The organism is Hymenobacter sp. BT559, from assembly GCF_017571525.1.
In the GTDB taxonomy this organism is placed as follows: Bacteria; Bacteroidota; Bacteroidia; order Cytophagales; family Hymenobacteraceae; genus Hymenobacter; species Hymenobacter ginsengisoli.
On record NZ_JAGETY010000001.1, the window covers coordinates 531,570 to 556,063 of the forward strand.

Below are 24,494 nucleotides of genomic sequence, written 5' to 3' on the forward strand. Positions count from 1 at the left end.
GGGGTGAGGTAACCCATAAGCCAGGCAAATAATCTAGGTCGTTTTCAACGCCTTGCCCTGCTCCACGCTCAGGCGCTGCAAGTTCAGGTCGATGTCGTCATCTTCTTCGTGATAGTTTTCGTCGTAGTGATAAACCAGCGCCGTTTTGGGCGTTTTCCAGCTGCCGCCGCGCTCAAACGTGACCAGCAGCGCGGGGAGGAAAACTAGGTTCGAGAAGTTGGTAATCAGCAGCGACGCACCCATGAGCACCCCTAGCGCCTTAGTGCCGCCAAACTCGCTGAAGCCATAGATGCTGAACCCGATAAAGAGCACAATGCTGGTGTAAAACATGCTCGACCCAGCCTCGCTCAGCGTGTTGGTGATAGCCTCGCTCACGCTCTTGCCGGGCATGGCCATCTCCTGCCGGAACTTGGCCAGCAGGTGAATCGAGTTGTCGCCGTCGATGCCTAGCGCTATCACATAAATCAGCGCCGTAGCCGGCTTTAAGGCGATGCCAAAGTAGCCCATCACGCCGGCCGTCAGCGTCAGCGTTAAGATATTGGGTACTAACGCATAGAAGATGGTGCGTACCGAATGAAACAGCAGCAGCACCACTAGCGCTACCAGCCCGAATGCCCACATCAGGCTCTCACCCAGCGTACCGATAACGTACTCGTTGCCCTTGGTAAAAATCACGGTGGTACCCGTGCGGCGCACCTCCATAGTGGTGCCCCCAAAGATGCGCTTGATAGCCGGGTCGATGCGCCGATTCACCAGCGTATCCAGCTTGTGCGAGCCGATATCCGCGATTTTCACGCTGATGCGGGCCCGCTGCTGAGTGCTGTCCATGAATGTTTTGAGCAGCTTGCTGGTCGAGTTGGCGCCTTTGCTCTGCGAATTAGCCAGGTAGCTCAGGATGAAATTCTTGTCGTCGTTGTCGGGCAGCTTATAAAACTGCGGGTCGCCGTTGTAGAAGGCTTGCTTGGCCGCCTTCAAAAACGTAACCATGCTGATGGGCGTGGATAACTCCGGCTGGGCTTGCAGAAACTTGTCGAACTGGTCGATTTTCTGCAGGTTGGGCAGCTTCAGCAGGCCCTTGGGCTGCTTGGTATCTACCACGAACTCCAGCGGCATCACGCCGCCAAAGCGCGCTTCGAAGAAACTCAAATCCTCGTTCACCGAACTTTGCTTGGGCAGGTCATCGACCATAAATGATACGGCTTCGATGCGCGAAATCCCGATGGAGGCTAGCCCCACCAGTATCGCGGCCGTGATATAAATGGTGCGCCGGCGCCGCAGCACAATGAAGTCGAGGAAGTGAATAATACCCACCAGCGGCTTCGAATCGAGGTGCTCCAGCTGCTTCTCGGTGGGCCCGGGCAGGTAGGTAAATACCGCCGGAATCATGATGAAGCTGATGATGAAGGCGATGAAAATATTAATCGTCGCCACCAGCCCAAACTGATACAGAATGGCGATATCGGTGAAGGTGAACACGAAAAAGCCGATGGCCGTGGTCGTGTTGTTCACCAGCGTGATGAGGCCGATTTTGCGGATTACCCGCGTCATGGCCAATATCTGGTTGCCCGATTTGCGGTAGTCGTAGTGGTAGCGCGAGAGCAGATACGTGCAGTTGGGCACGCTGATAACCACCAGGATAGACGGTATCAAACCCGTGAGCAGGTTGATTTTGAACCCTAGCAGCACGATGGTGGCCACGCACCATATCATCACGATAATGACGACCAGCAGCGGCACCACCACCGCCGACCACGTACGGAAAAACACGAATAGAATGATGGCCATCACCACCACCATGAGCCCGGCGAAGAACTTCATCTCGGCCGATACCTTGCTCGTCATGGTCGAGCGCACGTAGGGCAGGCCCGCGTAATGCAGCTTGATTTTGGACTCTTTCTCAAACTTAGTGCTTAGGTTCAAGATGTTGTTCATCACCTCCTTGCGCCGGTCCGAGTTCAGCCACTTGGGGTCGAGCGTCACGGCTAGCAGCGTGGCCCCAGTGCGCGGCGCTACTACCTGGCCCTTATAAAACTCGATGCTGTTTACGACGCGCATCAGCGAGTCGAGCTGGGCCTGGTTGGTGGGCGGCCTCGCAAACACGGGCGCGGTTACGAAGCTGTTGTGAATGGTATCTTTTTGAATCTGAATCAACTTAGGCAGGCCTAGCACGCCCGATACGCCCGGCACCTTCACCAGCTCGTTAGCGAGCTGGTCGTAGAGCCGGAACTGCGGCAGCTTATACACGGCGCTGTCCTGCATGCCCAGCACCAGGATGTTGCCGTCCTCGCCAAAGGTTTTCTTGAACTGCTGGAAGTACACCATATCGGGGTCCTTCGGGCTCACTACCTGGGCAAAGTCATAGGTCATTTGCACGTCCTTCGCTATCCAGGCCATGCCCAGGGTCGAAACGGCAATGAGTATCAGCAGAATTCGGCGGAACTTGATGATAAAGAGGGCAATATGTCCCCACATAAGCTTCTGAAATTAATAATTCACACCGCCTTCTGCTAGGTAGTACCAGGCGGCTATAATTTTTCAAACACCCGGCGAAAGCTCACGGCTTCGCTGATGTACGCGCGCAACGCGCTGATGGGCATGCGAGTTTGCTCGCGGGTGTCGCGGTGGCGCACCGTCACGGTGTCGTCTTCCAGGGTTTGGCCATCGACTACTATACAAAAAGGCGTGCCGATAAGGTCCTGGCGGGTGTAGCGCTTGCCGATGGCGTCTTTGTCCTCGATTACCAAGCGGAAATCGAAGCGCAAATCGTCGAAAATTTGCTGGGCTTTTTCGGGCATGCCATCCTTGCGCACCAGCGGGAAGATGGCCGCCTTGATGGGTGCCACCGCCGGGTGCAGCTTCAGGAAGGTGCGCTGCTTGGTGGTTTGGGCTTCGCCCTCGCCTTCGGTAATGGTTTCTTCTTGGAAGGCCTGGCAGATGGTGGCCAGGAACAGGCGGTCGGCGCCCACTGAGGTTTCGACCACGTAGGGCACGTAGTTGCCGTAGGGCTTGCCGGTGCTTTCGTCGATGTCGTTGTCGAAGTACTGCTGCTTCTTGCGGCTCAGGTTCTGGTGCTGGGTCAGGTCGAAGTCAGAGCGCGAGTGGATGCCCTCGATTTCCTTGAAGCCGAAGGGAAACTCAAACTCGATGTCCACGGCTGCCTTGGCGTAGTGGGCCAGCTTGTCGTGGTCGTGGAAGCGCAGCTTCTCAGCCGGCAGGCCTAGCGCCTCGTGGAAGCGGCGGCGGGCCGCCTTCCAGGTTTCGTACCACTCCCCTTCCGTGCCAGGCCGCACAAAAAATTGCATCTCCATCTGCTCAAACTCGCGCATCCGGAAAATGAACTGCCGGGCTACAATCTCGTTGCGGAAGGCCTTGCCGATTTGGGCAATGCCGAACGGAATTTTCATCCGCGCCGACTTCTGCACGTTCAGGAAATTCACGAAAATGCCCTGGGCCGTTTCGGGGCGCAGGTACACCGGCGGCGCGTCCGAGTCCACGGCCGAGCCTTGGGTCGAGAACATCAGGTTGAACTGGCGCACGTCGGTCCACTTGCTGGAGCCGGAAAGCGGGTCCGTGATTTTCTCGTCGATAATGAGCTGCTTCACGCCGGCCAGGTCGTTGGCCGTGAGCAGGCGGCCTAGCTCAGCGGTAAGGGCCGCACCGCGCGCGGGGTCGCCGGCTTTCTCGTACTCGGCGGCTTTTTCTTCGATGAGCACGTCGGCGCGGTAGCGCTTCTTGCTGTCGAGGTTGTCGATGAGCGGGTCGTTGAAGCCTGCCACATGGCCGCTAGCCTCCCAGGTGCGGGGCTCCATGAAGATGGCCGCGTCGATGCCCACTACGTTGCCGTGCAGCTGGGTCATGGCTTCCCACCACAGGCGCTTGAGGTTGTTTTTCAGCTCTACGCCATTGGGGCCGTAATCGTACACGGCGGCTAGGCCGTCGTAGATTTCGGAAGACTGGAATACGAAGCCGTATTCCTTGGCGTGGGCCACAATGTCTTTGAGTTGTGGGTTTTCAGCGGGCGTAGTGGGCTTGCTCATAAGCAGCAAAGTTAGACCGCAGATTTAAACGGCTTGAACGGATTACGCAGATACGCCCACTGACGCGGGCCAGCTGCGCAGTTATTAAATCAGCTAAAGCCTCTTTTAATAAAGCCTCATGCCCGATTAGTCAGCCCTCTTCAGCAGCTACATCCGCGCAATCAGTTAAATCCGCGGTAATGATTCGGTAACATGCCGCGAGCTTCACAATAGGTTAATTTTGCGGGCCGGCGCTCTACTCCGGCTTCTATTTTATGTTCGGACTCGAACCCCATGTTTTGCTGCTGCTAGTTGTCTGTTTGCTAGCCGCCTGCGCTTTTGAATTCGTTAACGGCTTTCACGACACGGCCAATGCCGTGGCTACCGTTATCTACACCAACACGCTGCGGCCCTGGGTGGCAGTGGTCTGGTCGGCCTTCTGGAACTTCATCGGCGTGTTTGCCGGGGGCATTGGCGTGGCGATGGGCATTGTGTACCTACTGCCCGTCGAAAGCCTCGTGGACCAGAATGTATACCACGGCATTGCCATGGTGGGCGCGCTCATTGTGGCCGCCATTATCTGGAACATCGGCACCTGGTACTACGGTATTCCCTCGTCGTCGTCGCATGCGCTCATCGGCTCCATTCTGGGCGTGGGCATTGCCTACTCGCTGCTGCCCGGCGGCAAGGGGGCAGCCGTGAACTGGGGTAAGGCCGGCGAGAGCGGGCTAGCCCTGCTGCTGAGCCCCATCCTGGGTTTCACCTTCACCATCCTGATGATGTTTGCGCTCAAGCGCTTTGGCAGCAAGGCCCTCTTTAAAGAGCCGCGCAAGCGCCGCCCGCCGCCCCTCTTCATTCGCCTCACGCTCATTTGCACCTGCACGCTGGTAAGCTTCTTCCACGGCTCTAATGATGGCCAGAAGGGCGTGGGCCTCATCATGCTGATTCTTATCGGCATCGTGCCCGTGCACTTTGCCCTTGATAATTCGAAGAACCCGCTTGATTTGCGCGACTCACTTTCTAAAGTTGAGTACGTTATCAACCGCGTGAACGCCGCCGAGCTGAGTGCCGCCGACCAGCTGCTGCTCACGCAGATGCGCGCCCAGACTACCGACCTCGACCGCGTGTTTGCCGGCAAAACCAAGGTGGAAGACCTACCCAAGAATGCCCGCTTCGAGATTCGGCGCGACATCCTGCTGCTGGCCAACCGTGGCAAGCAGCTCATGGGCTCCGAAAACGTGAGCCTGAGCACCGCCGACCACGCCACCTACGACGATGCCGTGAAGCACATGAAGGAATTTACCGACTATGCCCCCTGGCAAGTGCTGCTTATGGTTAGCCTCTCGCTGGCTTGCGGCACCACCATCGGCTGGCAGCGCATCGTGAAGACCATCGGCGAGCGCATTGGCAAGGAGCACCTCACCTACGCGCAGGGTGCCAGCTCTGAGCTCATAGCCGCCGCCATGATTGGCTTCAGCACGCAGTCGGGCCTGCCTACTTCGACCACGCACGTGCTCACCTCATCTATCGCGGGTAGCATGGTGGCCAGCCGCGGCGTTAAGAATATCAACCCCGACATGGTACGCAGCATTGTGCTGGCTTGGGTGCTCACCCTGCCCGTGACAATGGTGCTGGCCGGCGGGCTGTTTCTGCTGTTCCGCTCCTTCAGCGGCTAGCCCCTTCTAAACCGTGCAAGACGTAAAAAGCCAACCCGATTAGGGTTGGCTTTTTTGCTAGGGGGCTTGGCCAAGATGAATTTTGCTAATCTGGGAATAATCCCTGCTTCACCGAGTTATCCACTTATCAACACTAAAAAACGGCTTTTTTGTGGATAACTTTTGCAAAGGCCAGGTTATTCGGCGCAAATGCGAGGAACTTTCAGGCTTTCAGCGGCTGAGCTTTACTTGGGCCACTGCACCTCAAGGTCGTCGTTGATGAAGACGCCGAAGTTGACAAATTGCAATAGTCCCTCTTCGAAATAGAGGTCAATCATCGACTTTTCGTAGGAAAGGCGCACTTCGCCGCCTTCCATTGTTTCGGTTTCGGGCGTGCCCTGGTTGTGGCGCTGCATGAGGGCCTTAATCTGGTCGAGCGGCCGGCCGTGGATAGCCTCGCCAAAGAGGCGCAGGTTGGGATTATCGGTTTCGATGCAGCTCAGGCGGAAGTCGTCCTCACGGTCGAAGTAGAGCGAGAGCAAATGGTCTTCCTCGTAGTAATTCCAGGCCTGGTGCTCAAACTCGTCCTCGTCTTCCGACTCGTCGATTTCCTCGGGCTCGCCCACTAGGGTGCGCACCTCGTCCATGGTAGTGCCGAAGCGCAGCGGGCCCATGCCGGTGCCCAGGATAATTTCGTTCTCCTCGATGCTGCTAGGGGTGGTGGTTGGGGTGCTCATGAGAAATGGTGTTAGAAAAGAATACAAAGGTAGCCGGATGAGCAACCAATGAGGCGCTTAGGCCCGGGCTACCCACCGGCTAGGTAGGTTTTCCACACCGGTAGGTTGTGGTGGTGCATAACGACGGCGCTACTTGCCGTAGCGTGCTTCGAAGGCCGCTTTCTGGCGCTGGTACTCGGGTAAGGCGCGGGCCTCGTCCCACTTCTGCTTAAAAATGGCGGCGGCTTCTACTTTATCCACATCGGGCTGGGTATTGCGGGGCAATTCGGCCCGGCCGTGGGCACCGCTCTGGCCTTTTTTATCGTCGGGCACGGGGCCGTCGTATTTTTTGCCGCCCTGGTGGTTGGCGTAGCGGCGGGCGCGGGTGTAGCCCATCTGCAAAAACTTGCGGGCCATATCGGCTCCCACAAAGTCTTCCTGCTTCAAATAGTCCTCCAAGAGCGCCCAGATGGCGGCTGATGACTCGTGGGCTGCGGCAGCATCCTTGAAGCGCCAGTGGGGCAGGATTTCGCCCTTGTAGGGCTGCACCAGCAGCACCCCCTGCTCGCCCTTGCCTACGCGGTAGAACTCGGGGTGCTTTCTGAAATCGACGGTGTGAAAATCCAGGGAGTAGTCGAACGGCATGGCTGGCGCGGGGCGGCACTTATCCACACCGCCCGGTGCACAACGGCCGGCGCCCGGCCAGGGTTGGCTAGCCCCGGCAGCCGGGCGACTTTTCACCCGGCCGAAGTTTTCCACAAGCTAATAAGTTTAATTAATTTCTTTTTTAAAAAATCTCTTTTGTTTTCATCCATCAGGGCAGTGGATAAGTGTATAACGGCCGGGAGTTGTCCACAGCGTGGAAAAGGGGTGTACAACTAGTGGCTTATGCACGGCCTATCCACAGGCATTGTGCATATCATTCGGTTGTTTTAGAATAAGTTAACCGGGTTATCCACTATTCACAGAGGTTATCCACTATTCACAATCCACAGGCTAGGGGCTGTGTGGATTGTGTTTGCCAGCATGGGGAGTTATCCACGGTTATCCACAAGGCTGCGCAACTGCCACCCGGGCCGAACGACCAAAAAAACTTGTGCCCATCTTATCCACGGGTGCGGGGTGGGTTTCCCCAGGCTTTTCCACAAAAAGACCCGGGCTAGCCCCCACTCGTGGATAACCTAGTGGATAACTCGTGCATAAATGCCAAAAGCCACGCTCAGTAACTGGAAATGCAGCTTAGTTATCCACCACCGGCCAACAAAAAGGCCCGCAAACCGGAGTTTGCGGGCCTTTTTGCCCAAAAGCTGTGGAAAGGTGGTGCTGAAGGCTGACTTGGCTAAAAAGCCAGGTTTTCGGTTATCTCAAAGCCCGCCCGGATATCGAACACCTTTGGGTTGAAGTAAATCGGCTCGGGCGCCAGCTGCAGATTGGGGTCGCCGCCGCGCCAGTGGCCGTCGCCATCTTGGTCGATGAGCACTCGCAGGCGGTATTTACCCGGCGCCAGGTAGTCGAAGCGGTAGCTGCCACGTGGGTTGTGCAACTGGGCTAGCACCTGATACTTCTCATCGAGCAGCTGCAAGTCGAACGACTTATACTTGGTAGTGATAGTGCCGATGAGCTGGCCGCTAGGGTCTTGGTCTACCACGGCCAGGCGCAGCGGCCGCCGCAGGTACAGCGACTGCCCCGTAACCGCGAGCAGGGCCGTGCTGTCGAGGCGAATCTCGATGTTTTTCAGCGCCTTCGTGTCGAGGTTTACCGTAAGCTCGGTGCGGCCAGAATTAAGGCTGGCCTCGGCGGGCACGCGCAGGGCGTGCGTTTTGAGCGAGTCTTCGGTGAGCGTACCGGGACTTTTGCCGGCTACCAGCTGCACCGGCACCGGAAAGCGAAACTGCACCCGGCCCTGCCGGTACACCGAGCGGGGATTGCCCACCACAGAAGTGCCGGCCGCCACCGGGGCCCGCTTGCCCGCCGCCGTCGGCACCGGGAAGCGTACGTTAATGGTATCGCGGCGCTGATTGCCCACGCTGTCGGTGGCGGCGAGCAGGTAGCGGCCATCTACTACCGTGGGCGTTTTGAAAATCAAGACGCTACGGCCCTGGTCGGCGATTTCGACAGCCTGTTGCACGGCCGTTTGGGCCGCGGCATCGGCCGGGGCCAGGGAGGCTAGTGTGGCCGTTTGCAAGCCCTCGTTGAAGCTGACACGCACCTGGCTAGGGGTGCTTTCGAGGCTGGTGCGGCGGGGCGGCAGGCGGTCGGGGCGCACTAGCTGCAGCGCCCGCGGCCTGGTAGTATCGCTGATGGCGATGGGCCCGGGCAGGTAAGCAATGCGCTCGCCGTCGTCATAGCGGTTATTATTGTTTTTATCCGTCCAGGCGTAGAGGTGGTAAGGTGCCACCCGGATAAAATTGAGCTGAAACTGGCCCTTGGCATCGGTGCGAGCCAGGTAGTAGGGCTGGCCCCGGCGCACGCCCACCGTGTCGGTGGTGCGGTAGAGGCCCACCACCACATCGGCGGCCGGGCGGGCCGTAAAAAAGTCGGTCACCGAGCCACGTACCCGGCCCGAGTCGAGCGTAGCGCCGGTGCTGAAGCTCAGGGCCTGGTACTTGGCCGGCAGGCTCTCGTTGGCATCCACCACCGCGTTGCGGAAGTTGAATGAGTAGGTGGTATTCGCCTCCAGGGGCTTCTTAAACGTGAGCGTAATGAAGTCACGGTCAGCCAGTACCGAGTACGAGTTGTCGGGCGGCAGCTGCGGGGTAATGAGCAGGTTCTTGGTCAGGTCCTTAAGCTGAATAGGCTCCGAAAACTTAAGACGAATGAACTGCTGCTTCACATTGCGGGCCGCGCTGTCGGGCGAGGTGGCAATGAGGCGCGGCGGCGTCTTATCGCGCGGCCCACCCTGCGGCGAGCTGATGGCCGCGCAGCTGCCCAGCGCCAGCAAGCTGGCTAGGGCTAAGCCGGCCTGGGCACCCTGGCTAGCCCCAGCTTGGGTGTCAAACCCTCTTATAAATCGAAAAGCAGCGCGAACACCCATTAGAAAAAGCGGCGGAAAAACGTGTACAAAAGTACCCCGTCGGCCGGGCGTGGGGCTAGCGGCCCGCGTCGGCCCGCTCGGCTACGTAGAGCAGGCTCGAATATTGCCCGCCATGCTGCGCCGCGTATTGGTTGGATTTATAGCCCGCCTTCAGCATGGCGAGTGGGCCGCCCGCGCGCTCGGGTGCCAAGTGGCGTTCACTGAGCATGCTAATGTAGTAGGCATCGAGCACCAGCGGCAGGGTTTGTATGAGGCGCAGGCCGTGGCTGGCCAGCAGGCGCTGCATGGGTGCTGGGGCAAAATGATAAAGATGGCGAGGCACATCGTAGGCCGCCCAATTTTGACGGTAGTGCTGGGCGTCGAGGCTCTCCGCATTAGGCACGGCAATGAGTAGCTTGCCACTGGGCTTGAGCTTGCTAATAAGCTGATTCAGCGTATCGTGCAAGGCGTGTACGTGCTCAAGTACGTGCCAAAGCGTGATAACGTCAAAGCTGCCCGTGGCCAGCTTGGCCAGCGCTGATGTTTCCAAAATGGGTTGGCTCACCCGGGCGGCGGCATCGTGGCGGGCGCGGTCGTTAGGCTCCAGGCCAGTCACCTGCCAGCCGGCCTTTTTAGCACCCGCCAAAAAGTGACCGGTGCCGCAGCCATAGTCAAGCAGGTGGCCCTGTCTGCCACCATTGAGCCGCTTGATGAGGGCCACCTTACGCCGTACTGTGAAGTAGCGTGCCGCTTTATACACGCGGTTTACCATCCCCTGCGCTGCCGAGTTGTGTGATACGTAAGCGTCTGATTCGTAATACTTCCCGATGCTAGCCGCATCGGGCCGGGGGTTGGTAAACTGAAAGCCGCAGGCCAAGCACTGCTGAATGATGAAGGTTTCCTGGCTTACCGATTTGTCCTGCACGTGCAGCTTGTCGTGTAAGTTGGGGCTGCCACATACTGGGCAGGCTAGCAATACTTCGTTAGGCACAAGCAAATACAAGGAATTAACAATAGCAGGCAAAGGTCGCAAGTTTTGTTGGCTTCCACCTGAAGTCGATTTAGGTCGCTAGCAAATAGTTAATTAACTAGCCAGGTAACCCCCGCACACCAAGTAAGAAGGCTTTTTAGCACCAAAATACCTGCTGTGCGGGGGCTGCCAGTCTGCTCAGCGGCCCAGGTACACCATCAGCACCGACACGTCGGCCGGGCTCACGCCGCTGATGCGGCTGGCCTGCCCCAGCGTTTCGGGCTGAATCTTGAGCAGCTTTTCGCGGGCCTCGTGGCTGAGCGCGGGCATGGCGCCGTAGTTCAGGCGGCCCCGAATCTGGAAGTCCTCCAGCTCGCGCATGCGCTGGGCCTGCTGCTGCTCTTTCTGCAAATACGTCTCGTACTTGGTCTGGATAATGGCTTGCTCTTGCGCCTCTTCGCTAAAGGGGGCTAGCGCAGCGGCCAGTTCGGGCAGGAAAGCCGCCAGCTCCGGCAGCTCAATATTAGGCCGGCGCAGCAGGTTGAGCGCACGGGTTTTCTCGTGAATCTCGGCCGAGTTTTTCTCGGCCAAGAAGCCGTTTATCGTGGCCGGCTCGATGGCAAATTTCTCCAGCACGGTCAGCACAGCCGCCGTGTCGGCTTCCTTCTGACGCACGCGGGCCAGGCGCTCGTCGCTAGCCAGGCCCAGAGCGTGGCCTAGCGGCGTCAGGCGCAGGTCGGCATTGTCCTGGCGCAAAAGAATGCGGTGCTCGGCGCGGCTCGTAAACATGCGGTAGGGTTCCTCGGTGCCTTTGTTGATAAGGTCATCGATGAGCACGCCGATGTAGGCCTCGTCGCGCCGCAGCGTGAAAGGCTCTTTGCCAGCCGCACGCTGGTGGGCGTTGATGCCGGCCATCAGGCCCTGGCAGGCCGCTTCCTCGTAGCCGGTGGTGCCGTTTATCTGGCCGGCTAGCCAGAGGTTGCGCACTGGCTTGGTTTCGAGCGTGTTGGTAAGCTGCGTGGGCGGGAAGAAATCATACTCGATGGCGTAGCCCGGCCGGAACATCTTGGCCTTTTCGAAGCCCGCGATTTCGCGCAGGGCGCGGTACTGCACGTCTTCGGGCAGTGAGCTGCTGAAGCCATTCACGTAGCACTCCACAGTGCTCCAACCCTCGGGCTCCACAAAAATCTGGTGGCGGTCCTTGTCGGCAAAGCGGTTGATTTTGTCTTCCACGCTCGGGCAGTAGCGCGGCCCCAGACCCTTGATGCGGCCCTGAAACATGGGCGACTTCTCGAAGCCTTCCTTCAAAATCTCGTGCACCCGCTCGTTGGTGTACGTGATGTAGCAGGGCCGCTGGCGCGTGAGCGCCGGCGTGTCGAGGTAGGAGAAGCGGCTGGGGTTGGCGTCGCCGTCCTGCACTTCCATCTTCGAGTAGTCGAGCGAGCGGCCATCTACGCGGGGCGGCGTGCCGGTTTTCATGCGCCCGGCCTCAAAGCCCAGCTCAATGAGCTGCTCGGTGATGCCGCGGCTGTTTTTCTCCGCCGCCCGGCCGCCGCCAAAGTTCTTTTCGCCAATGTGAATCAGGCCATTGAGGAAGGTGCCATTGGTAAGCACCACCGTTTTGCTGCGAAACTCGATACCGAGCGCGGTGCGGATGCCTACGCAGGCGTCGTTCTCAATCAGCAAGCCAGTCACGGCTTCCTGCCAGAAATCGACGTTCGGAATCTGCTCCAGCGTGAGGCGCCACTCCTCGGCAAAGCGCATGCGGTCGCTCTGCGCGCGCGGGCTCCACATGGCGGGGCCCTTCGAGCGGTTCAGCATCCGAAACTGAATCATCGTGCGGTCGGTGATGAGGCCCGACTGCCCCCCTAGCGCATCTATCTCGCGCACTATCTGGCCCTTAGCCACGCCGCCCATGGCGGGGTTGCACGACATCTGGGCGATGGTGTTCATGTTCATCGTCACCAGCAGCACCTTCGAGCCGAGGTTGGCGGCGGCGGCGGCGGCTTCGCAGCCAGCGTGGCCCGCGCCCACTACAATAAGGTCGTATTCTTCTTGCTGAAACATAGTAGCGTAAGCTGTAGCTAGCCCTAAATAGTTCGGCGGACCAGCCGCCAGCACTTCTAATAGGACGCAAAAATACTTCAAGCTCAGCCAACTACTGCGCATAATGGCACACCGAGGCTCAGGCCACCGGCAGCGCCTTGCGAAAACACACGCTGTTTTCCACGCCCACGTACTGCCCATAATTGGGTGTGCGGGCGTAGCCGCTGCGCTCGTAGAGGCCGATGGCTTCGGGCTGGCGCTTGCCGGTTTCGAGCACGCAGCTCGGGTAGCCCAGCTCACTAGCCCACCGCTCCAACTCGGCCAGTACTGCCTGGGCCACGCCCTGCTGGCGGTGCGTTGGCTGCACAAACATCCGCTTTATTTCGACCGTATCACCCGCAAATTCCTTGAACGCACCGCAGCCTACCGGCTCGTCGGCCAGGTAGGCTACCACTGCGTTTTTGATGAGGTCAATCTTGTTGTATTGGGCATAGAAGCCGGCCTCGGCCCCGTCGCGCTCGGCTAGCTCGCGGTCGAGCGACTGCACTAGGGTGCGAAAATCGGGATTGTCAGAAGTGGTGCGAACGAGGCGGAACATGGCGGCAATGAGGCTAGCGAGCCGCGAAAATATGGCTGCTCCGCAACACTTGCTTACTCGGTCGCTTCCCCGTTCTGCGCCAATTCCTCCCCTAGCAGTGCGGCCGATTGTTTATCCACTTCCTCCCACGAAAACGGTAGCCACTGACTGCTGAGGCAGTCAAATACTTCGGTAGCCGCCAGGCTGGCAAACAGCTTGTAATCAAACTTTGGGTAGCCGTGCACCAGGTAGCCGGGGTAATAGTAGGCTAGCCCCCGGCGGCGAGCCACTTCGGTTTTAAGCAGCAGCAGGTACTTGCCCAGGCTGAATTTGCGATAGCTAGGGTCGTAAAAATTAACAATACCCGCAATGCTATCGGTACCGCTATCGAAAATGCCGGCGGCAATAAGCTGCTCGCCCTCACGTACTTCTAGTATTTCAGTGGCAAAAACGGAGTGCAGCGTGTCATCCAGCAACAGCTCGGCCAGCGTCGGCGAGGCATCGAAAGCCAGCGCCTGGTGATAGCGCGCGTACAGCGCCTCGTATTCGGCGGTGAGCTGAAAAGGCCGCACCGACACGTTAAACCGGGCATTCTGGCGCAGCAGTTGGCGCTGCTTGGGGCCGTAATCCACGTTGGCCAGCACCAGGCGCAGCCAGTGCACGGTATACAGGTGGCCCTCATGCGGCAAAAAGCGGCAGGTAAATAAATCCTGCCGCATGCGGTAGTAGCCCAGGCTCAGGTAATAATCCAGCACGGGGCCGGGGATATAAAGCGGCATACGGGCGGGCTAGCTGCGGCTAGAACGTGCGCAGCGAGAGGCAGTAGTCTTCCTTGCGGCGCATGGCCGTCTGGCTCAGCAGGTCCTTGTCGTGGTAGCCTAACAGGTGTAGCACGCCGTGAATCATGACGCGGTGCAGCTCGTCGCGGAAGCTCACGCTCAGGTCCTTGGCATTGTCGGCCACGCGCTCTACCGAGATGAAGATGTCGCCCTCCAGCACCTCGGCATCGTCGGCATTATCAAAGGTAATGATGTCGGTGAGTGTGTCGTGGTCGAGGTACTCTACGTTCAACTTATGCAGGTACTCATCCGAACAGAAGATGAACGTAAGCTGCGCAATGCGGTACTCGTGCACCGCCGCAATGCGCTCTATCCAGGCCACCAGGTCTTCGGCATCGCGCAGCCCAAATTCGGGCACGTCTTCTACCACAAACTCAATGCCGGGCGCTTCAAAGTAGCGCACGCCGGCGGCAGGTGTCACGCTCATGCGGCGGCTTGCTCGGCGGTGTCAGGAGTGCTAGGGTGCAGGGCGAAGGTCAACTCCAAGCGACGGCCATCCTTGCTGAATTCGACTTCATCGGCCAGGTGGCGGATGAGAAAAATGCCGCGTCCACCGGGGTTCTCGAGGTTTTCGGGCGAAGTAGGGTCGTCCAAATTGTTGTAATCAAAGCCCGTACCCTCATCCTCAATCTCAAATTTCAACTGGTTGGGGTTGACGTAGAGCGAGAGGTAGACGTTCTTGTCTTTATCAAACTTGTTGCCGTGACGGATGGCGTTGTTTACAGCTTCCGTGACGGCCACCATGATGTTGCCATAGATGTCGTCCTCAATCTGGAACGTGTCTTTGGAATTATCAATGAAGCTCTCCACGACGCGGATGTTCTCCACGAGCGATGGAATCTGAATTTTAACCTGCTTCATAAGGGGGTAGCGAAGGAATAGCGAGAGCGGCGTGGGTAGCGGGACGGCAAAAGTAGAAAAAGATAGGTAAAAAACAGACAGTGCCGTAGCACTGTGGTTTTCGGCTACTTGGCGTCGCGCAGCCTGAAGTTTTCGAGGTAGCAACCCGCCTCTACGTAACGTTGTTAAGCAGGTTGCTGGTATGCTAGCGGTTTTTTCGGAAATACTCGCTCACTTTCTGCTGATAATAAGGTGTTAAGGCGGGCTGCTGTCGCCTTAAAATTTCTGTCTGCTGCTCGGGGGTGGCGGCCTTATACTTCTGGAAAGCAGGCGGAAACACCGGTGGATGATTTTGGGCAGCCTGCGCCTCGCGCTTGGTATCTTGGTCGCGCTCGCGGGCCGATTTCTCGGCTTCGAGCAGGCGCGTCAGTATCTGGCGCTGGCGCTGGATGGTTTCTTCGGTGAGGCGCTTGTTCACGAGGTCGGTCTCGGTCTGCTCCATCATCTTTTTCATTTCGGCGGCGTTGCCGCCGGCGCCCTGGCCGTCTTTGTTCTGGCTGTCTTTGGTACCCTGGCCATCCTTGCCGTCTTTGCCGCCGGGCTTGCCGCCGCCGGGCTGCAGGTTGCCCATCTGTTGCATGGCCTGGCGCAACATCTGCTGCTGGCCGGCTAGCCTGGCTAGCTCCTGCGAGAGGGCGCGGCCGGTTTTGCCGCTCTGCGACAGTTGCTGAATCTGCTCGTTGAGTTGTTGCTGCATCTTGCCCAGGCTGCCGGGGCCGGGCGAGCTGCCCTTGCCCTTTTTCTTGCCCTTGCCGCTGCCGGGCTGGGGTGGCCCCTGGCCCTGGCCTTTCATCTGCTGCAGGTCTTGCTGCATCTGCTTGAGGGCGTCGGAGAGCATGAGGGCCAGGTTGTTAATGCTGGTCATGGCCTGCTGCTGAGTGGTGGTGGCCCGGGGCACGTCGCGTTGCTTGATGTGCGTGAGGCTCTCATCCATGCGGCCGTTCATCTCGCCCACCTCGCGGGTCACGAAGCTCTGGATGCGCGGCTCCTTCTTGGCCAGGGCATAGAGCGAGTCCTGAATAATCTGCGAGTCGTCGCGCAGCTTGCGCTGGGTCTGGCCGAGCTGCACAAAGCGCGGGTCGGTCTGGTCCACCACCCGGAAGTCCTTCATCAGCTTTTCCTGGTCGAAGCTGAGCGTGACCAGGTTATCGAGAATGTCGCGCAGGCCGTCGATGTTCTGCTGCTTTTTCTGCTCCTCGTCGTCGCTCATCTGGTCCTTCATCTTGCGGGCCATTTTCTGCATGCGCTGGGCGGCGGCCTTCTGGCTTTGGCTAGCCTTCTGGTTTTGGTTTTTGGAGAGCTGCTGCTCGCCGTCTTGCATATCTTGGTCGGTCTGCTGCTGGTCGGGCTTTTGCTCGTCCATGTCGTTCTGGTCGCCTAGCTCCTTGTCCTGTTGCTTAAGGTCAGCCATGTCCTTTTTCAGCTCCTCAAACTCCTGGCGCTTCTGCGCCTGCTCCTGTTGCAGCTTTTGGTTTTCGGCCTTTTGCTGCTCGGCGCTCTGCTTATTGTCGGGGTTATTCTTGTCGTTTTCGGCGGTTTTTTCGGCTAGCTTTTGCTCTTCCTTGGCTAGCTGGTCGAGGCGGTCGGCAGTTTGCTCAGCTTTCTGCTCAAACTGCATCTGCTTGAACATTTCGAGGGCGCGGTCCAGCTCTTTCTGCAAGGTGTCTTCCTTGTTTTCGAGCTGTTGCAGCAGCTTTTGCATTTCGGCATCGGGCTGCTTTTGCTGCTCCAGCAGCTTTTGCAGCTTGTCGTAGAGTTTCTTGGTTTCGGGGTCTAGCAGGTCGTTCATGAGCTTTTTGAGCTCCTCAGCCTTTTGGGCCAGCTCCTCGCTTTTGGGGCTGAGCTGGTCTTGCTGCTTTTGGAGCTGCTCAAACTGCTTTTGCAGCTGCTGCACCTGCTGGTCCTGCTGCTGCTTCTGGTCGAGCATGTCTTCGAGCTGCTTACGGTCCTGCCGGCTCAGGTCGCGCTTAGTTTTGAGCTTGTCCTGGCTTTGAGCCAGCTCGCGCTCCAGCTGCTTGCTCTGCTTAGCAGCCGAGCTAAGCTGGCTAGCCACCGAGTTGGCCTGCGAGGCCAGCTGCTTGTCGAGCTCGCGCTGGCTGGGCAGCCGGAACTCCAGGGGCCGCGAGCGCGTGCTTTTCGGCCCGTGAATGCCATCGTTATCCACGGCCTCCACGAAGTACTCCAGCCGGTCGCCGGGCTGCAGGGCCAGCGGCGCAAGGTTCCAGGTGTAGGCGTAGGTGCCGCCCGCGCCGCTGGGCAGGGCTAGCGGCCGGCTGCTAAAGCCGCCCGTGGCCTTCGAGTCGGCGCGGTGCAAGCGGTAGTGCAGACGTAGCGCGGTCAGGCCATAGTCGTCAGTAGCCGAGCCGCCCAGCGCTAGGTAGCGCAATGATGTCGTGTCCGAAAATGCCTCCACCGTAAGCGTAGGCGGCGCGTCGGCCACCACCGTGAGCTGATAGGCAATGGGGTTCGCGTTGGTGGCGGCCGCGTTGCGCAGCATCACCAGGTAGGGCTGCGAGCGCAGCGCCCGGCGCTCGGCCACGAAGCTTTCGCCCTGCTGGCTGGCCTGCACCATTTCGGCGGGGTTGTCGAAGTGCAGCGCCAGCGCCTCGGTGGTGGCCGTGCTGAACTCCCAGCGCAGCTGGCTGCCCTCGGACACAGTCAGGTTGCCGCCGTTGCGAATAGTTTCGGCCGGGCGCCCGGTGTAGGCCGGGTACGTCACGTGCACCGTGAAGTCGCGCAAGTCGGGCCGTTCCAGCACCGTGAGGTGGTACTCATCCGACACGAAGCCGGCGCCGCTGAGCTGAAACGTGACGTCGCTGGCCGGCTGCTCGAAGGTGTAGCGAAACTCGCCCGGGTGGCCCGGCACCGGGGCTAGCGGGCGCTCGGCGCCATCGGTAGTGAGCAGGCTCAGGCTAGCAGGCACTGCTTTGCCGGCCACTGCGGCGGCTAGGGTAAAATTCTCACCCTTAAATACTTTAAGCTCTTTATTATGAATAACAAAATCGAACGGCGCGGGCCGTGAGTAGTGGCGCTTGTAGTGCCAGATGCGACTGGTGCTCTGCGTGATGAAGCTCGGGAAAAACGCCAGCGCCAGCAGCACCACGGCCAGCGGCGGCAGCACGTACTTCCACAGCGGGCGGCTTTGCTGCTGAATATCAATGCCCTGCGCGAAGGACACGCCCTGTAGCTGGGCCGCGCGCTGCTCGAGGCTAGCTAGCAGCAGCTCGTTGTCGCGGGCCTGGCCTTGCAGCTGCAAGGCGTTAAGCAGGCGGTCCTGCACCTGCGGGAACAGCTCGCCCACCTGCCGGGCGGCTTGCTCGTCGCTCAGCAAGCGGCGCAGGTTGGCTAGGGCCGCCAGGGGCTGCCACAGCCAGCGCCCCACGGCATACACGGCCAGGGCCAGGAAAGTGAACAGCAGCCCCGCCCGCACCGCCGTGGGTAGGTACAGAAAATACTCCAGGGTGTTGAACACCACAAACAAGCTCAGCAGCAGCGCCGCCGCTACCAGCCCGCCGCGCACCAGCAGGCTCAGGTAAAACTTGCGCTTGTAGGCATCGAGCTCGGCCCGCACCTGGGTGAGCGCCGGAAAATCAGTCGAAGAAACCCCGGCGGCCGAAGCCGGCCGGTCCGCTACCATCGTCATAGGCTAAGGAAAAGGCGGGCGCTGCTCGTGGCGGCCCGCGCCGCAACAAGTTACACCCTAGCCTGCCAACGTGAGCGGGTAGGCCGGTAGTTCGGCCAGTGCGGGCACGGCTGACTTTTGAGCGCCCCCTCCGGTGCTAGGGCGCTACCCGGCCGGCGGGAGCCTGGGCTTCGGCCTGCTTGAGCCGGGCTAGGCGGCGGTTGAAAGCTCGTACCCGATGCGAGTGCTCGTTGGCCTTGGAAGTTATAAAAAGCACCCCTAGCCGCGTCTCATCAGGCCCGAGCTGCCGGGCAATAGCGCCGTCTTTCAGCACACTCACGCTGGCAATGTCATCCGGATTGAGCTTGGCCAGCGCTATAGTATCGGCGCGCTGCCCATCGAGGTAAATGACGGATAATGAGGATTTTGGCCGTGGCCCATCGAGCGTAATACGCAGCCCTCCGGCCGACGGCGGTGGCGCCGGCTGAATCTGTAGCCCCGATACGGTGGGCGTTTGGGCCCGCACCCCTGCCGGCTGAAGCATCCACCTGCTACCAGCAGCGCAGCGGCCAGCCAGCGCCCTAGCGAAGCAGCAAGATGGCGTGCGTAATGGGGCATACCCGGTCAAATTAATTGATGAGCAGCCTAAGGAACCAGCCGAACGGGCGTCGACTCCCGCAAGAACACGACCGCATCAAACTCGCTGCGCAAGCTGTGGAGCATAAATTCATTGTGGGGCGTGCGGTAGCCCACCTCGCGCAGTAGCTGCGACTGAAATAGCCAGGCGTTTTCGTCGGTCAGCTCTTGCCGGCCCAGGGGCAGCCAGCTGGCGGGCGGCCCCGTGCGAAGCCACGCCTCGTAGCTGCCAGGCAGGGGGCTAGCCAGCGGTGCGCTGGCCCACTTGCCGGCCGGGCCGAGCGCGGCATAACTCCCCTGCCCCAGCGCCAGGCCGAGCGCCAGGTAGCCGGGGCCGAGCGTGGCGCGCAGCCACTCGCCCATGGGGCGCTCTTCCTTGGTCAGCACCTTGGCCACGGCGCTGTTGCTGGCCCACAGCACCAGCCGGGCGGCGGGGCCTTCGGTCTGGCTCAGGTATTGGGCGTTTTCGGCCAGGCACGCCTGGCGGTAGTTGAAGGCCATGCCAAACGATAACCGCCGCCAGGTGGCACCCTGCTCCACGAGGTGCAGGTAGTAGCGCTGGCGGGCTAGCTGGGTTAGGCTGACGGGGAGGCCGAGCAGCTTGGCGCGGGCATCAAGGCCGGTGCTAAGCTCGGCCAGCAGGCGGTGCAGTGGGGCTAGCAGCGAGTCGTGCGGCTGGTCGGGGCGGTCGCGCAGGTCGGGGTCGTCGGGGGCAGGGTGCGGGTAGGTGGCCAGCAGCTGCCCCAGCTGGCGCATGCGGCTGCGGGTGAAGTCATCATCGGCCTCCACCAGCTGGCCGAAGCTGGCTAGGGCCTGTTCGGGCTGCTGCACATCGAGGCCCGCCAGCAGCACCGGGCTAGCGGGGTGGGCTACTTGGTAGGCGCGCAGCCAGGTTAGCAAGTCGCGCAGTTCCGTGGTGTTCCAGCCATCGAGGGCGGCCAGCAGCCGGGAGAGGTCACCGCGACCAGTGCGCACATAGTCATTGAGGGCCGCGCAGGCCACGGGGCTAGCTTCCAGCGCCAGCCCCGTAAAGCCTTTTTCGGCGATGAGGTAGCGCGTCAGCTTGTCGCGCAGCGCAAAAACCTCGTGCGAGCCGTGCGTGACCTCCCCCAGCCCCACGAGCCGCGCCGGCGCCAGAAAACCACCCAGCGCGGCCAGGTCGGGCCCGGCGGTGGCGGGCGCCCCTAGCCGCAGCGGCCGCAAGGCAGTGCGCAGCCAGGCCATTTCGGCGGCGGTGGGCAGCGGGGGCACGGGCGGGCCGGTGGGCACGTAGGGATTGCCATTAAGGCTGAACGTCAGGTTGTCGAGCTCTACGGCGCCGGGGCCCGGTAGCACTAGGCTCAGCGTGAGCGCGCTACTTACCGCATACTTCAATTGCATGGGTACCTCAAAGGCAAAGTCCGTCCACTGCGGGCCGGGTGCGGGCAGCGGCGGAGCTGGGCCTAGGGTATCGGGCATCCACGTATCGCCCGCTTGCTGCCCCAGGGCTAGCAGCCGGCTCACGAAGGCTGGTCCGGGGCTGGGTGGCTGCAAGCCGGGCTGCGCCGCCGGTCGGCGCCAGTAGCCCATCACGCGCAGCACCTTGCCGCCCTCCTGGCGGGCTAGCCGCAGCGTGCCCAAGTAGGCACTGGGCGTGGGCTGGCCAGCGGCACTGCGGCGCACTACGCGCAGGTAGTGTCGGCCATGCTGCGGGCTGGCACTATCGAGGGCCACGGTGGCGCCGGCCGGGTCGGGCCAGGCCGCACGTGGCAGGGGGCGCTCAAAATCCCAGTTGGCCGCCAGGGCCTCGGCGGGTGGCAGCAGCAGCGCCTCGGTGGCGGGCACGGGGCTGTCGGGCACGGGCTTCCCTCCTACCAGCAGCTGCACATCGTCCAGCCACAGCCGGCCGGTGCCTTGCGTCCAAAAATATAGGCTAGGCCCGAAGGCAGTAGCCTTTATGGGCAGCCGTAGCTCCAGCTGGCGCCAGTCCAGGTCGGCGGGCAGCGAGTCGAGCACCGCTGCCCGCTCGGGGCTGAGGCCGGCCAAGGTAAGGGTCGTAACGGAGGCTGAAAGCCCTACCCGCCCGCGCCAGCCCCGTGTGCGCACCCAGGCCCGCACCGTCAGGAGCCGGCCGCGCATCGAGTCGAGCGGCGGCACCGTGGTGCCGATGGAAGCCAGGCGCGGCGCCTCGTTGTCGAGGCGAGTGGGCAAGTCGAACCGCAGGCTGCCGCACCCCTGCCGATGCACCAACGTATCGAAGGTGAGCCGGCCGCCGGGCGGCACCGTGGTGCGCCACAGCGCCAGCGGCTGGCCGTGGTTGGCTCCCGGCTCCAGGCCCAGGTTGAGGCGGCCCTGGGCGCGGGCATCCAGGCTAGCCAGCAGGCCCAGCACCAATCCGCAGCAGTAAAAAAGGCAGTTGTTCATACCCACTATACAAGGCTAGCCGGCTCATCAGCAAAACTGACCAACCGGCTAGCAGGCTAGTAATCAAGCAAGAACTGCTTGCCCGCGACCCTTATTGCTTCACGGGCTGGCCCTGGCCGTCGAAGAGCAGCTGCAGGCGCTTGCCGCCGTCGGTGAAGAAGGTTTGGTAGTAGCCGGGCTTGTCGCGGGCCGGGCCTACCATTTCCAGCTTGGCGCTAGGGTAGGTTTTGAGGATGTAGGCTTTAGCGGCCTCCACGCCGGCTACCTGCGCGGCGGTGGGCGGCACTAGTGGCTTCACGGCATTGATACGGTTGTTGAAGGCCACTACCTCGGGCGAGCTCTCGCCGGCCTTGGTGGTTATCACCACCGTGCCATCGGACGGCGCCACGCCAAACAGCTGCTGCTGGTCAGCGCCTTTGATGACGTTGATGTTGCTGATGTCGCTAGGGGCGATTTTAGTCAGCGCGTCACTGCCAGTCTTCTGGCCATCTACATAATACGCCACATTCTTGGGCAAGGGCTTCTGGGCCGGGGCCGGCGTGGGTGCCACCTGGGCATGGGCTAGGGCGGCGCTAAGCGCTAAAAGGGCCACTAGAGATGCCATCAAGAGATAACGTCCAGACGGGCGAGAGGCAGATGCAAAAACTGGAAACATGAGGAGTGGGAATGAAATAATTAGTCAAAAAATGAACGTGGTCAATTAATAAACTCTGTCGTCAACAAAGTCTCCGGCCAGCGTGAAGCTTGCGTAGTGAAAGCCCCAGTTATCAGCCAGCTGCACCCGGTATTTCACCGCGCCAGTCGACTTTTGGGTTAGCTTTAGTACTTCACCCCCTAGCCAGCACTTCGGGTAGTGGCTCGTGATGTAGGCCAGGGCTTTGGGCGCGATGATACCCACGGTACTCAGGTTGCTCACGTAGCCAGACAGCAAGTGCGCCTTGTCGGCCAGCGCCAACACAGCCGGCGTGTTGGCATTGGCTTTAGTCGTGACAACCAACACTTCCATAGCCACTGAATCGCCAAAAGCTTGCCGCACCAGCGGCTGCCCCATCATGCCATCGGCCGAATTGATGGCCGCCGGAGCCAAGCGGTTGATGGCTGCAACGGTGCTTCGCTCGCCATCCAGGTACACCAGAGTACCCGTCGCAATCTGCCAGTGGTTCTGAGGGGGCGCCGCTTGCGCCTGCGCCGCGCTGATGTGCCCAAGCGCCAGCCCTGCGCCGCAGGCCATTGCCCAATCACGCATTGAGTTGGAGAAAAAAACTGCTTTTGCCATTGGTCGGGTAGGATAAGGAGGTGATTGCTGGAAAGACTAACTGCTTGATTTATTACTGCGCCAGGAAGTCGCCTTGCGGCGAGAAGAAGACATAAAAAGGCCGCCGGCCCGTGATGAGTTGCACTTGGTACTTGACCTCACCCGTTGATTTGCGCTTCACCTCCGTTACCTCGCCGCTTAGGCGCGAATCGGGGTAATGGCTCGTGATGTAGGTCAGGGCTTTGGGCACCACCGCATTTACCTGAGCCGGCGTGTAGGTGTAGGCCCCGCTCAGGTTGGCTTGCTCGGCCAAGGCTAGCACGGCCGGCGAGTTGGCATTGGCCCTGGTGGTCATGGCTACCACGCTGGGCGCGGTGCTGTTAAAAATCCGGCTTATCGTCGCGTGGTCTTTCACCACATCGATGCTGCCAATACTGTTAGGGTCCAGCGTTTTAAAGGCCGCTTGCGTGCTAGGCTGCCCATCAAGGTAGTAGAGCGCGTCGGTTGGCGTTGATTGCTTGGTGGCGGCAGCCGGCATTTGAGCACGCGCCCCGGTATAGGCCAGGGCCACCGCCATCACGAGCGGCGCAGCCAGCAGGTAGCGGCCGAGCTGGCGCGTAGTAGAAATGGGCTGATTCAGCATGACAATCCGGTTTTTGAGGGTAGGAAAGGAAAAATGGAAGGCTAACGCGGGGGCCGGCACGCCGCCCGGCTGCTGGCGCAGCAGGCTGTATTGGTAGGCCCGGCGGTCGAGGCCCGCCCGGAGAGCAGCGCGGTCGGCCAGGTATTCGAGGTTATCGAGCACGGCGCGGCGCAGCAGCCAGGCCGCCGGGTTCAGCCAGGCTAGGGCGGTGCCGGCCTGCACCAGCAGCACATCGAGGGTATGAAGCTGGTGCACATGAGCTTGCTCATGGCGCAGGGCAGCGGGCAGGCTGGCCGCATCGGCCAGGGCTGCCTCGCTCACATACACCGTGCGGCCAAACGAAAACGGCCCGCCCGCGCCCGGCAGCACCCGCACCGGCTGGCCCAGCGCCCAGCTAGGCCGGCTGCGCGCCTGTACCAGCGCCAGGCTGCCTAGCTGGCCCAGCAGGCGCAGCAGTAGCCCGGCTGCCCCGGCCGCATACACGCCCAGCGCCAGCAGGGCCCAGTCGAAGCCCGCGTCCGGCGCCGTGCCCACCGGGCCGGGGCTAGCGAGGCGCGCTACCACTGGCAGCGCCGGCAGGGCCGGGGCCGGCAGCAAAGCGGGCACCGGCAGGGCTGGGTACACCGCCGCAAAGAGCAGCGCCAGCAGCAGGTAGGCGCGGTTCAGGCCAAAGAAGGTGAGGCCGCGCAGCAGCCCGTAGTAGGCGGCCGCAAACAACGCCAGCACTACGTTGGCTTTCAGCAGATAAGCAAGAATAGCGACGGCCATAACTACTCCGGCTTTTGGTTTTCGATGAGCCGGATAATCTCCTGCAAGTCGGCGGCGCTCACCTTTTCCTCCTTCGCGAAGAAGGAAACCAGCTCCTTGTACGAGTCGCGGAAATGCTCGCGCACCAGCGCCCCTAGCGAGCGGCGCTGGTAGTCTTCGGCGCTCACCAGCGTTGCGTAGCGAAACGAATTGCCAAGCTTTTCGGCCTGCACATACAGCTTGCGCTCCAGGTTGCGCAGGGTGCTGGCCAGGGTGGTATAGGGCGGGCGCGGGGCTGGCAGCTGCTCCAGCACGTCCTTCACAAAGGCTGGACCGGTGTGCCAGAGCGCGCGCAGCGCATCTTCTTCGGGTTGAGTGAGTCGTTCCATGGAAAGTATTTACGAATTTTTCGTAATACTACGAATGTTTCGTAAAATAGAATCGACTTGCTCAAAA

The 24,494-nt window shown here is 60.7% G+C and carries 19 protein-coding genes; 1 reads left to right on the top strand and 18 read right to left on the bottom strand.

Translation table 11 applies throughout. The features are described from left to right. Positions 1 to 33: 33 nt before the first annotated feature. Together J4D99_RS02235 and J4D99_RS02240 are read right to left on the bottom strand one after the other, a co-directional pair. Positions 34 to 2,472: an efflux RND transporter permease subunit gene (locus J4D99_RS02235; RefSeq protein WP_208130053.1), complete on the bottom strand. Its 2,439-nt coding sequence runs from the start codon at positions 2,470 to 2,472 to the stop codon at positions 34 to 36. Between the two features lie 53 nt (positions 2,473 to 2,525). Next, positions 2,526 to 4,037: a glycine--tRNA ligase gene (locus J4D99_RS02240; RefSeq protein ID WP_208130054.1), complete on the bottom strand. Its 1,512-nt coding sequence runs from the start codon at positions 4,035 to 4,037 to the stop codon at positions 2,526 to 2,528. A 254-nt stretch (positions 4,038 to 4,291) separates the two neighbouring features. Here J4D99_RS02240 and J4D99_RS02245 point away from each other — a divergent pair, with 254 nt between their 5' ends. Then, positions 4,292 to 5,692, top strand: a complete 1,401-nt coding sequence (locus J4D99_RS02245) for an inorganic phosphate transporter (protein ID WP_208130055.1) — start codon at positions 4,292 to 4,294, stop codon at positions 5,690 to 5,692. A 224-nt stretch (positions 5,693 to 5,916) separates the two neighbouring features. On the opposite strand, the gene J4D99_RS02250 is transcribed toward J4D99_RS02245, so the two are convergent. From J4D99_RS02250 to J4D99_RS02325, 16 genes are all read right to left on the bottom strand, one after another. Then, complete coding sequence (locus tag J4D99_RS02250) at positions 5,917 to 6,408, bottom strand: hypothetical protein (protein WP_213019481.1); 492 nt, start codon at positions 6,406 to 6,408, stop codon at positions 5,917 to 5,919. 129 nt (positions 6,409 to 6,537) lie between these two features. After that, entirely contained in the window at positions 6,538 to 7,032 is a 495-nt protein-coding gene (locus J4D99_RS02255) for a DUF4385 domain-containing protein (RefSeq protein WP_208130154.1), read from the bottom strand. A gap of 694 nt (positions 7,033 to 7,726) precedes the next feature. After that, the gene (locus tag J4D99_RS02260) at positions 7,727 to 9,421 is read right to left on the bottom strand and encodes an Ig-like domain-containing domain (RefSeq protein WP_208130056.1); all 1,695 of its coding nucleotides are present in this window, start codon (positions 9,419 to 9,421) and stop codon (positions 7,727 to 7,729) included. A gap of 55 nt (positions 9,422 to 9,476) precedes the next feature. Further along, the gene (locus J4D99_RS02265) at positions 9,477 to 10,391 is read right to left on the bottom strand and encodes a methyltransferase domain-containing protein (RefSeq protein ID WP_208130057.1); all 915 of its coding nucleotides are present in this window, start codon (positions 10,389 to 10,391) and stop codon (positions 9,477 to 9,479) included. A 177-nt stretch (positions 10,392 to 10,568) separates the two neighbouring features. Beyond that, the gene (gene mnmG, locus J4D99_RS02270) at positions 10,569 to 12,437 is read right to left on the bottom strand and encodes a tRNA uridine-5-carboxymethylaminomethyl(34) synthesis enzyme MnmG (RefSeq protein ID WP_208130058.1); all 1,869 of its coding nucleotides are present in this window, start codon (positions 12,435 to 12,437) and stop codon (positions 10,569 to 10,571) included. Between the two features lie 118 nt (positions 12,438 to 12,555). Beyond that, a complete protein-coding gene (locus J4D99_RS02275) occupies positions 12,556 to 13,014 on the bottom strand; it encodes a GNAT family N-acetyltransferase (protein WP_208130059.1) in 459 nt (152 codons plus the stop codon). Between the two features lie 53 nt (positions 13,015 to 13,067). Next, on the bottom strand, positions 13,068 to 13,772 hold the full coding sequence (locus tag J4D99_RS02280; RefSeq protein ID WP_213019482.1) for a GNAT family N-acetyltransferase: 705 nt from the start codon (positions 13,770 to 13,772) through the stop codon (positions 13,068 to 13,070). Between the two features lie 19 nt (positions 13,773 to 13,791). Then, positions 13,792 to 14,259, bottom strand: coding sequence for an rRNA maturation RNase YbeY (gene ybeY / locus J4D99_RS02285; RefSeq protein ID WP_208130060.1), 468 nt, complete (start codon positions 14,257 to 14,259; stop codon positions 13,792 to 13,794). Next, positions 14,256 to 14,693: an ATP-binding protein gene (locus tag J4D99_RS02290; RefSeq protein ID WP_208130061.1), complete on the bottom strand. Its 438-nt coding sequence runs from the start codon at positions 14,691 to 14,693 to the stop codon at positions 14,256 to 14,258. Before J4D99_RS02290 ends, ybeY begins: the two co-directional genes overlap by 4 nt. A 184-nt stretch (positions 14,694 to 14,877) precedes the next feature. Beyond that, positions 14,878 to 18,375, bottom strand: a complete 3,498-nt coding sequence (locus J4D99_RS02295) for a DUF4175 family protein (protein WP_236018465.1) — start codon at positions 18,373 to 18,375, stop codon at positions 14,878 to 14,880. Positions 18,376 to 18,511: 136 nt separating this feature from the next. Beyond that, complete coding sequence (locus tag J4D99_RS02300; RefSeq protein WP_208130062.1) at positions 18,512 to 18,898, bottom strand: SusC/RagA family TonB-linked outer membrane protein; 387 nt, start codon at positions 18,896 to 18,898, stop codon at positions 18,512 to 18,514. 101 nt (positions 18,899 to 18,999) lie between these two features. Then, positions 19,000 to 21,393 carry an erythromycin esterase family protein gene (locus J4D99_RS02305; RefSeq protein ID WP_208130063.1) on the bottom strand — a complete coding sequence of 798 codons (2,394 nt, stop codon included), beginning with the start codon at positions 21,391 to 21,393 and terminating at the stop codon, positions 19,000 to 19,002. 91 nt (positions 21,394 to 21,484) lie between these two features. Next, positions 21,485 to 21,997: a hypothetical protein gene (locus J4D99_RS02310; RefSeq protein ID WP_208130064.1), complete on the bottom strand. Its 513-nt coding sequence runs from the start codon at positions 21,995 to 21,997 to the stop codon at positions 21,485 to 21,487. Between the two features lie 96 nt (positions 21,998 to 22,093). Then, positions 22,094 to 22,639: a hypothetical protein gene (locus J4D99_RS02315; RefSeq protein ID WP_208130065.1), complete on the bottom strand. Its 546-nt coding sequence runs from the start codon at positions 22,637 to 22,639 to the stop codon at positions 22,094 to 22,096. A gap of 82 nt (positions 22,640 to 22,721) precedes the next feature. After that, the gene (locus J4D99_RS02320) at positions 22,722 to 24,059 is read right to left on the bottom strand and encodes a M56 family metallopeptidase (protein WP_208130066.1); all 1,338 of its coding nucleotides are present in this window, start codon (positions 24,057 to 24,059) and stop codon (positions 22,722 to 22,724) included. Between the two features lie 2 nt (positions 24,060 to 24,061). After that, positions 24,062 to 24,427, bottom strand: coding sequence for a BlaI/MecI/CopY family transcriptional regulator (locus J4D99_RS02325; RefSeq protein WP_208130067.1), 366 nt, complete (start codon positions 24,425 to 24,427; stop codon positions 24,062 to 24,064). Positions 24,428 to 24,494 lie beyond the last annotated feature (67 nt).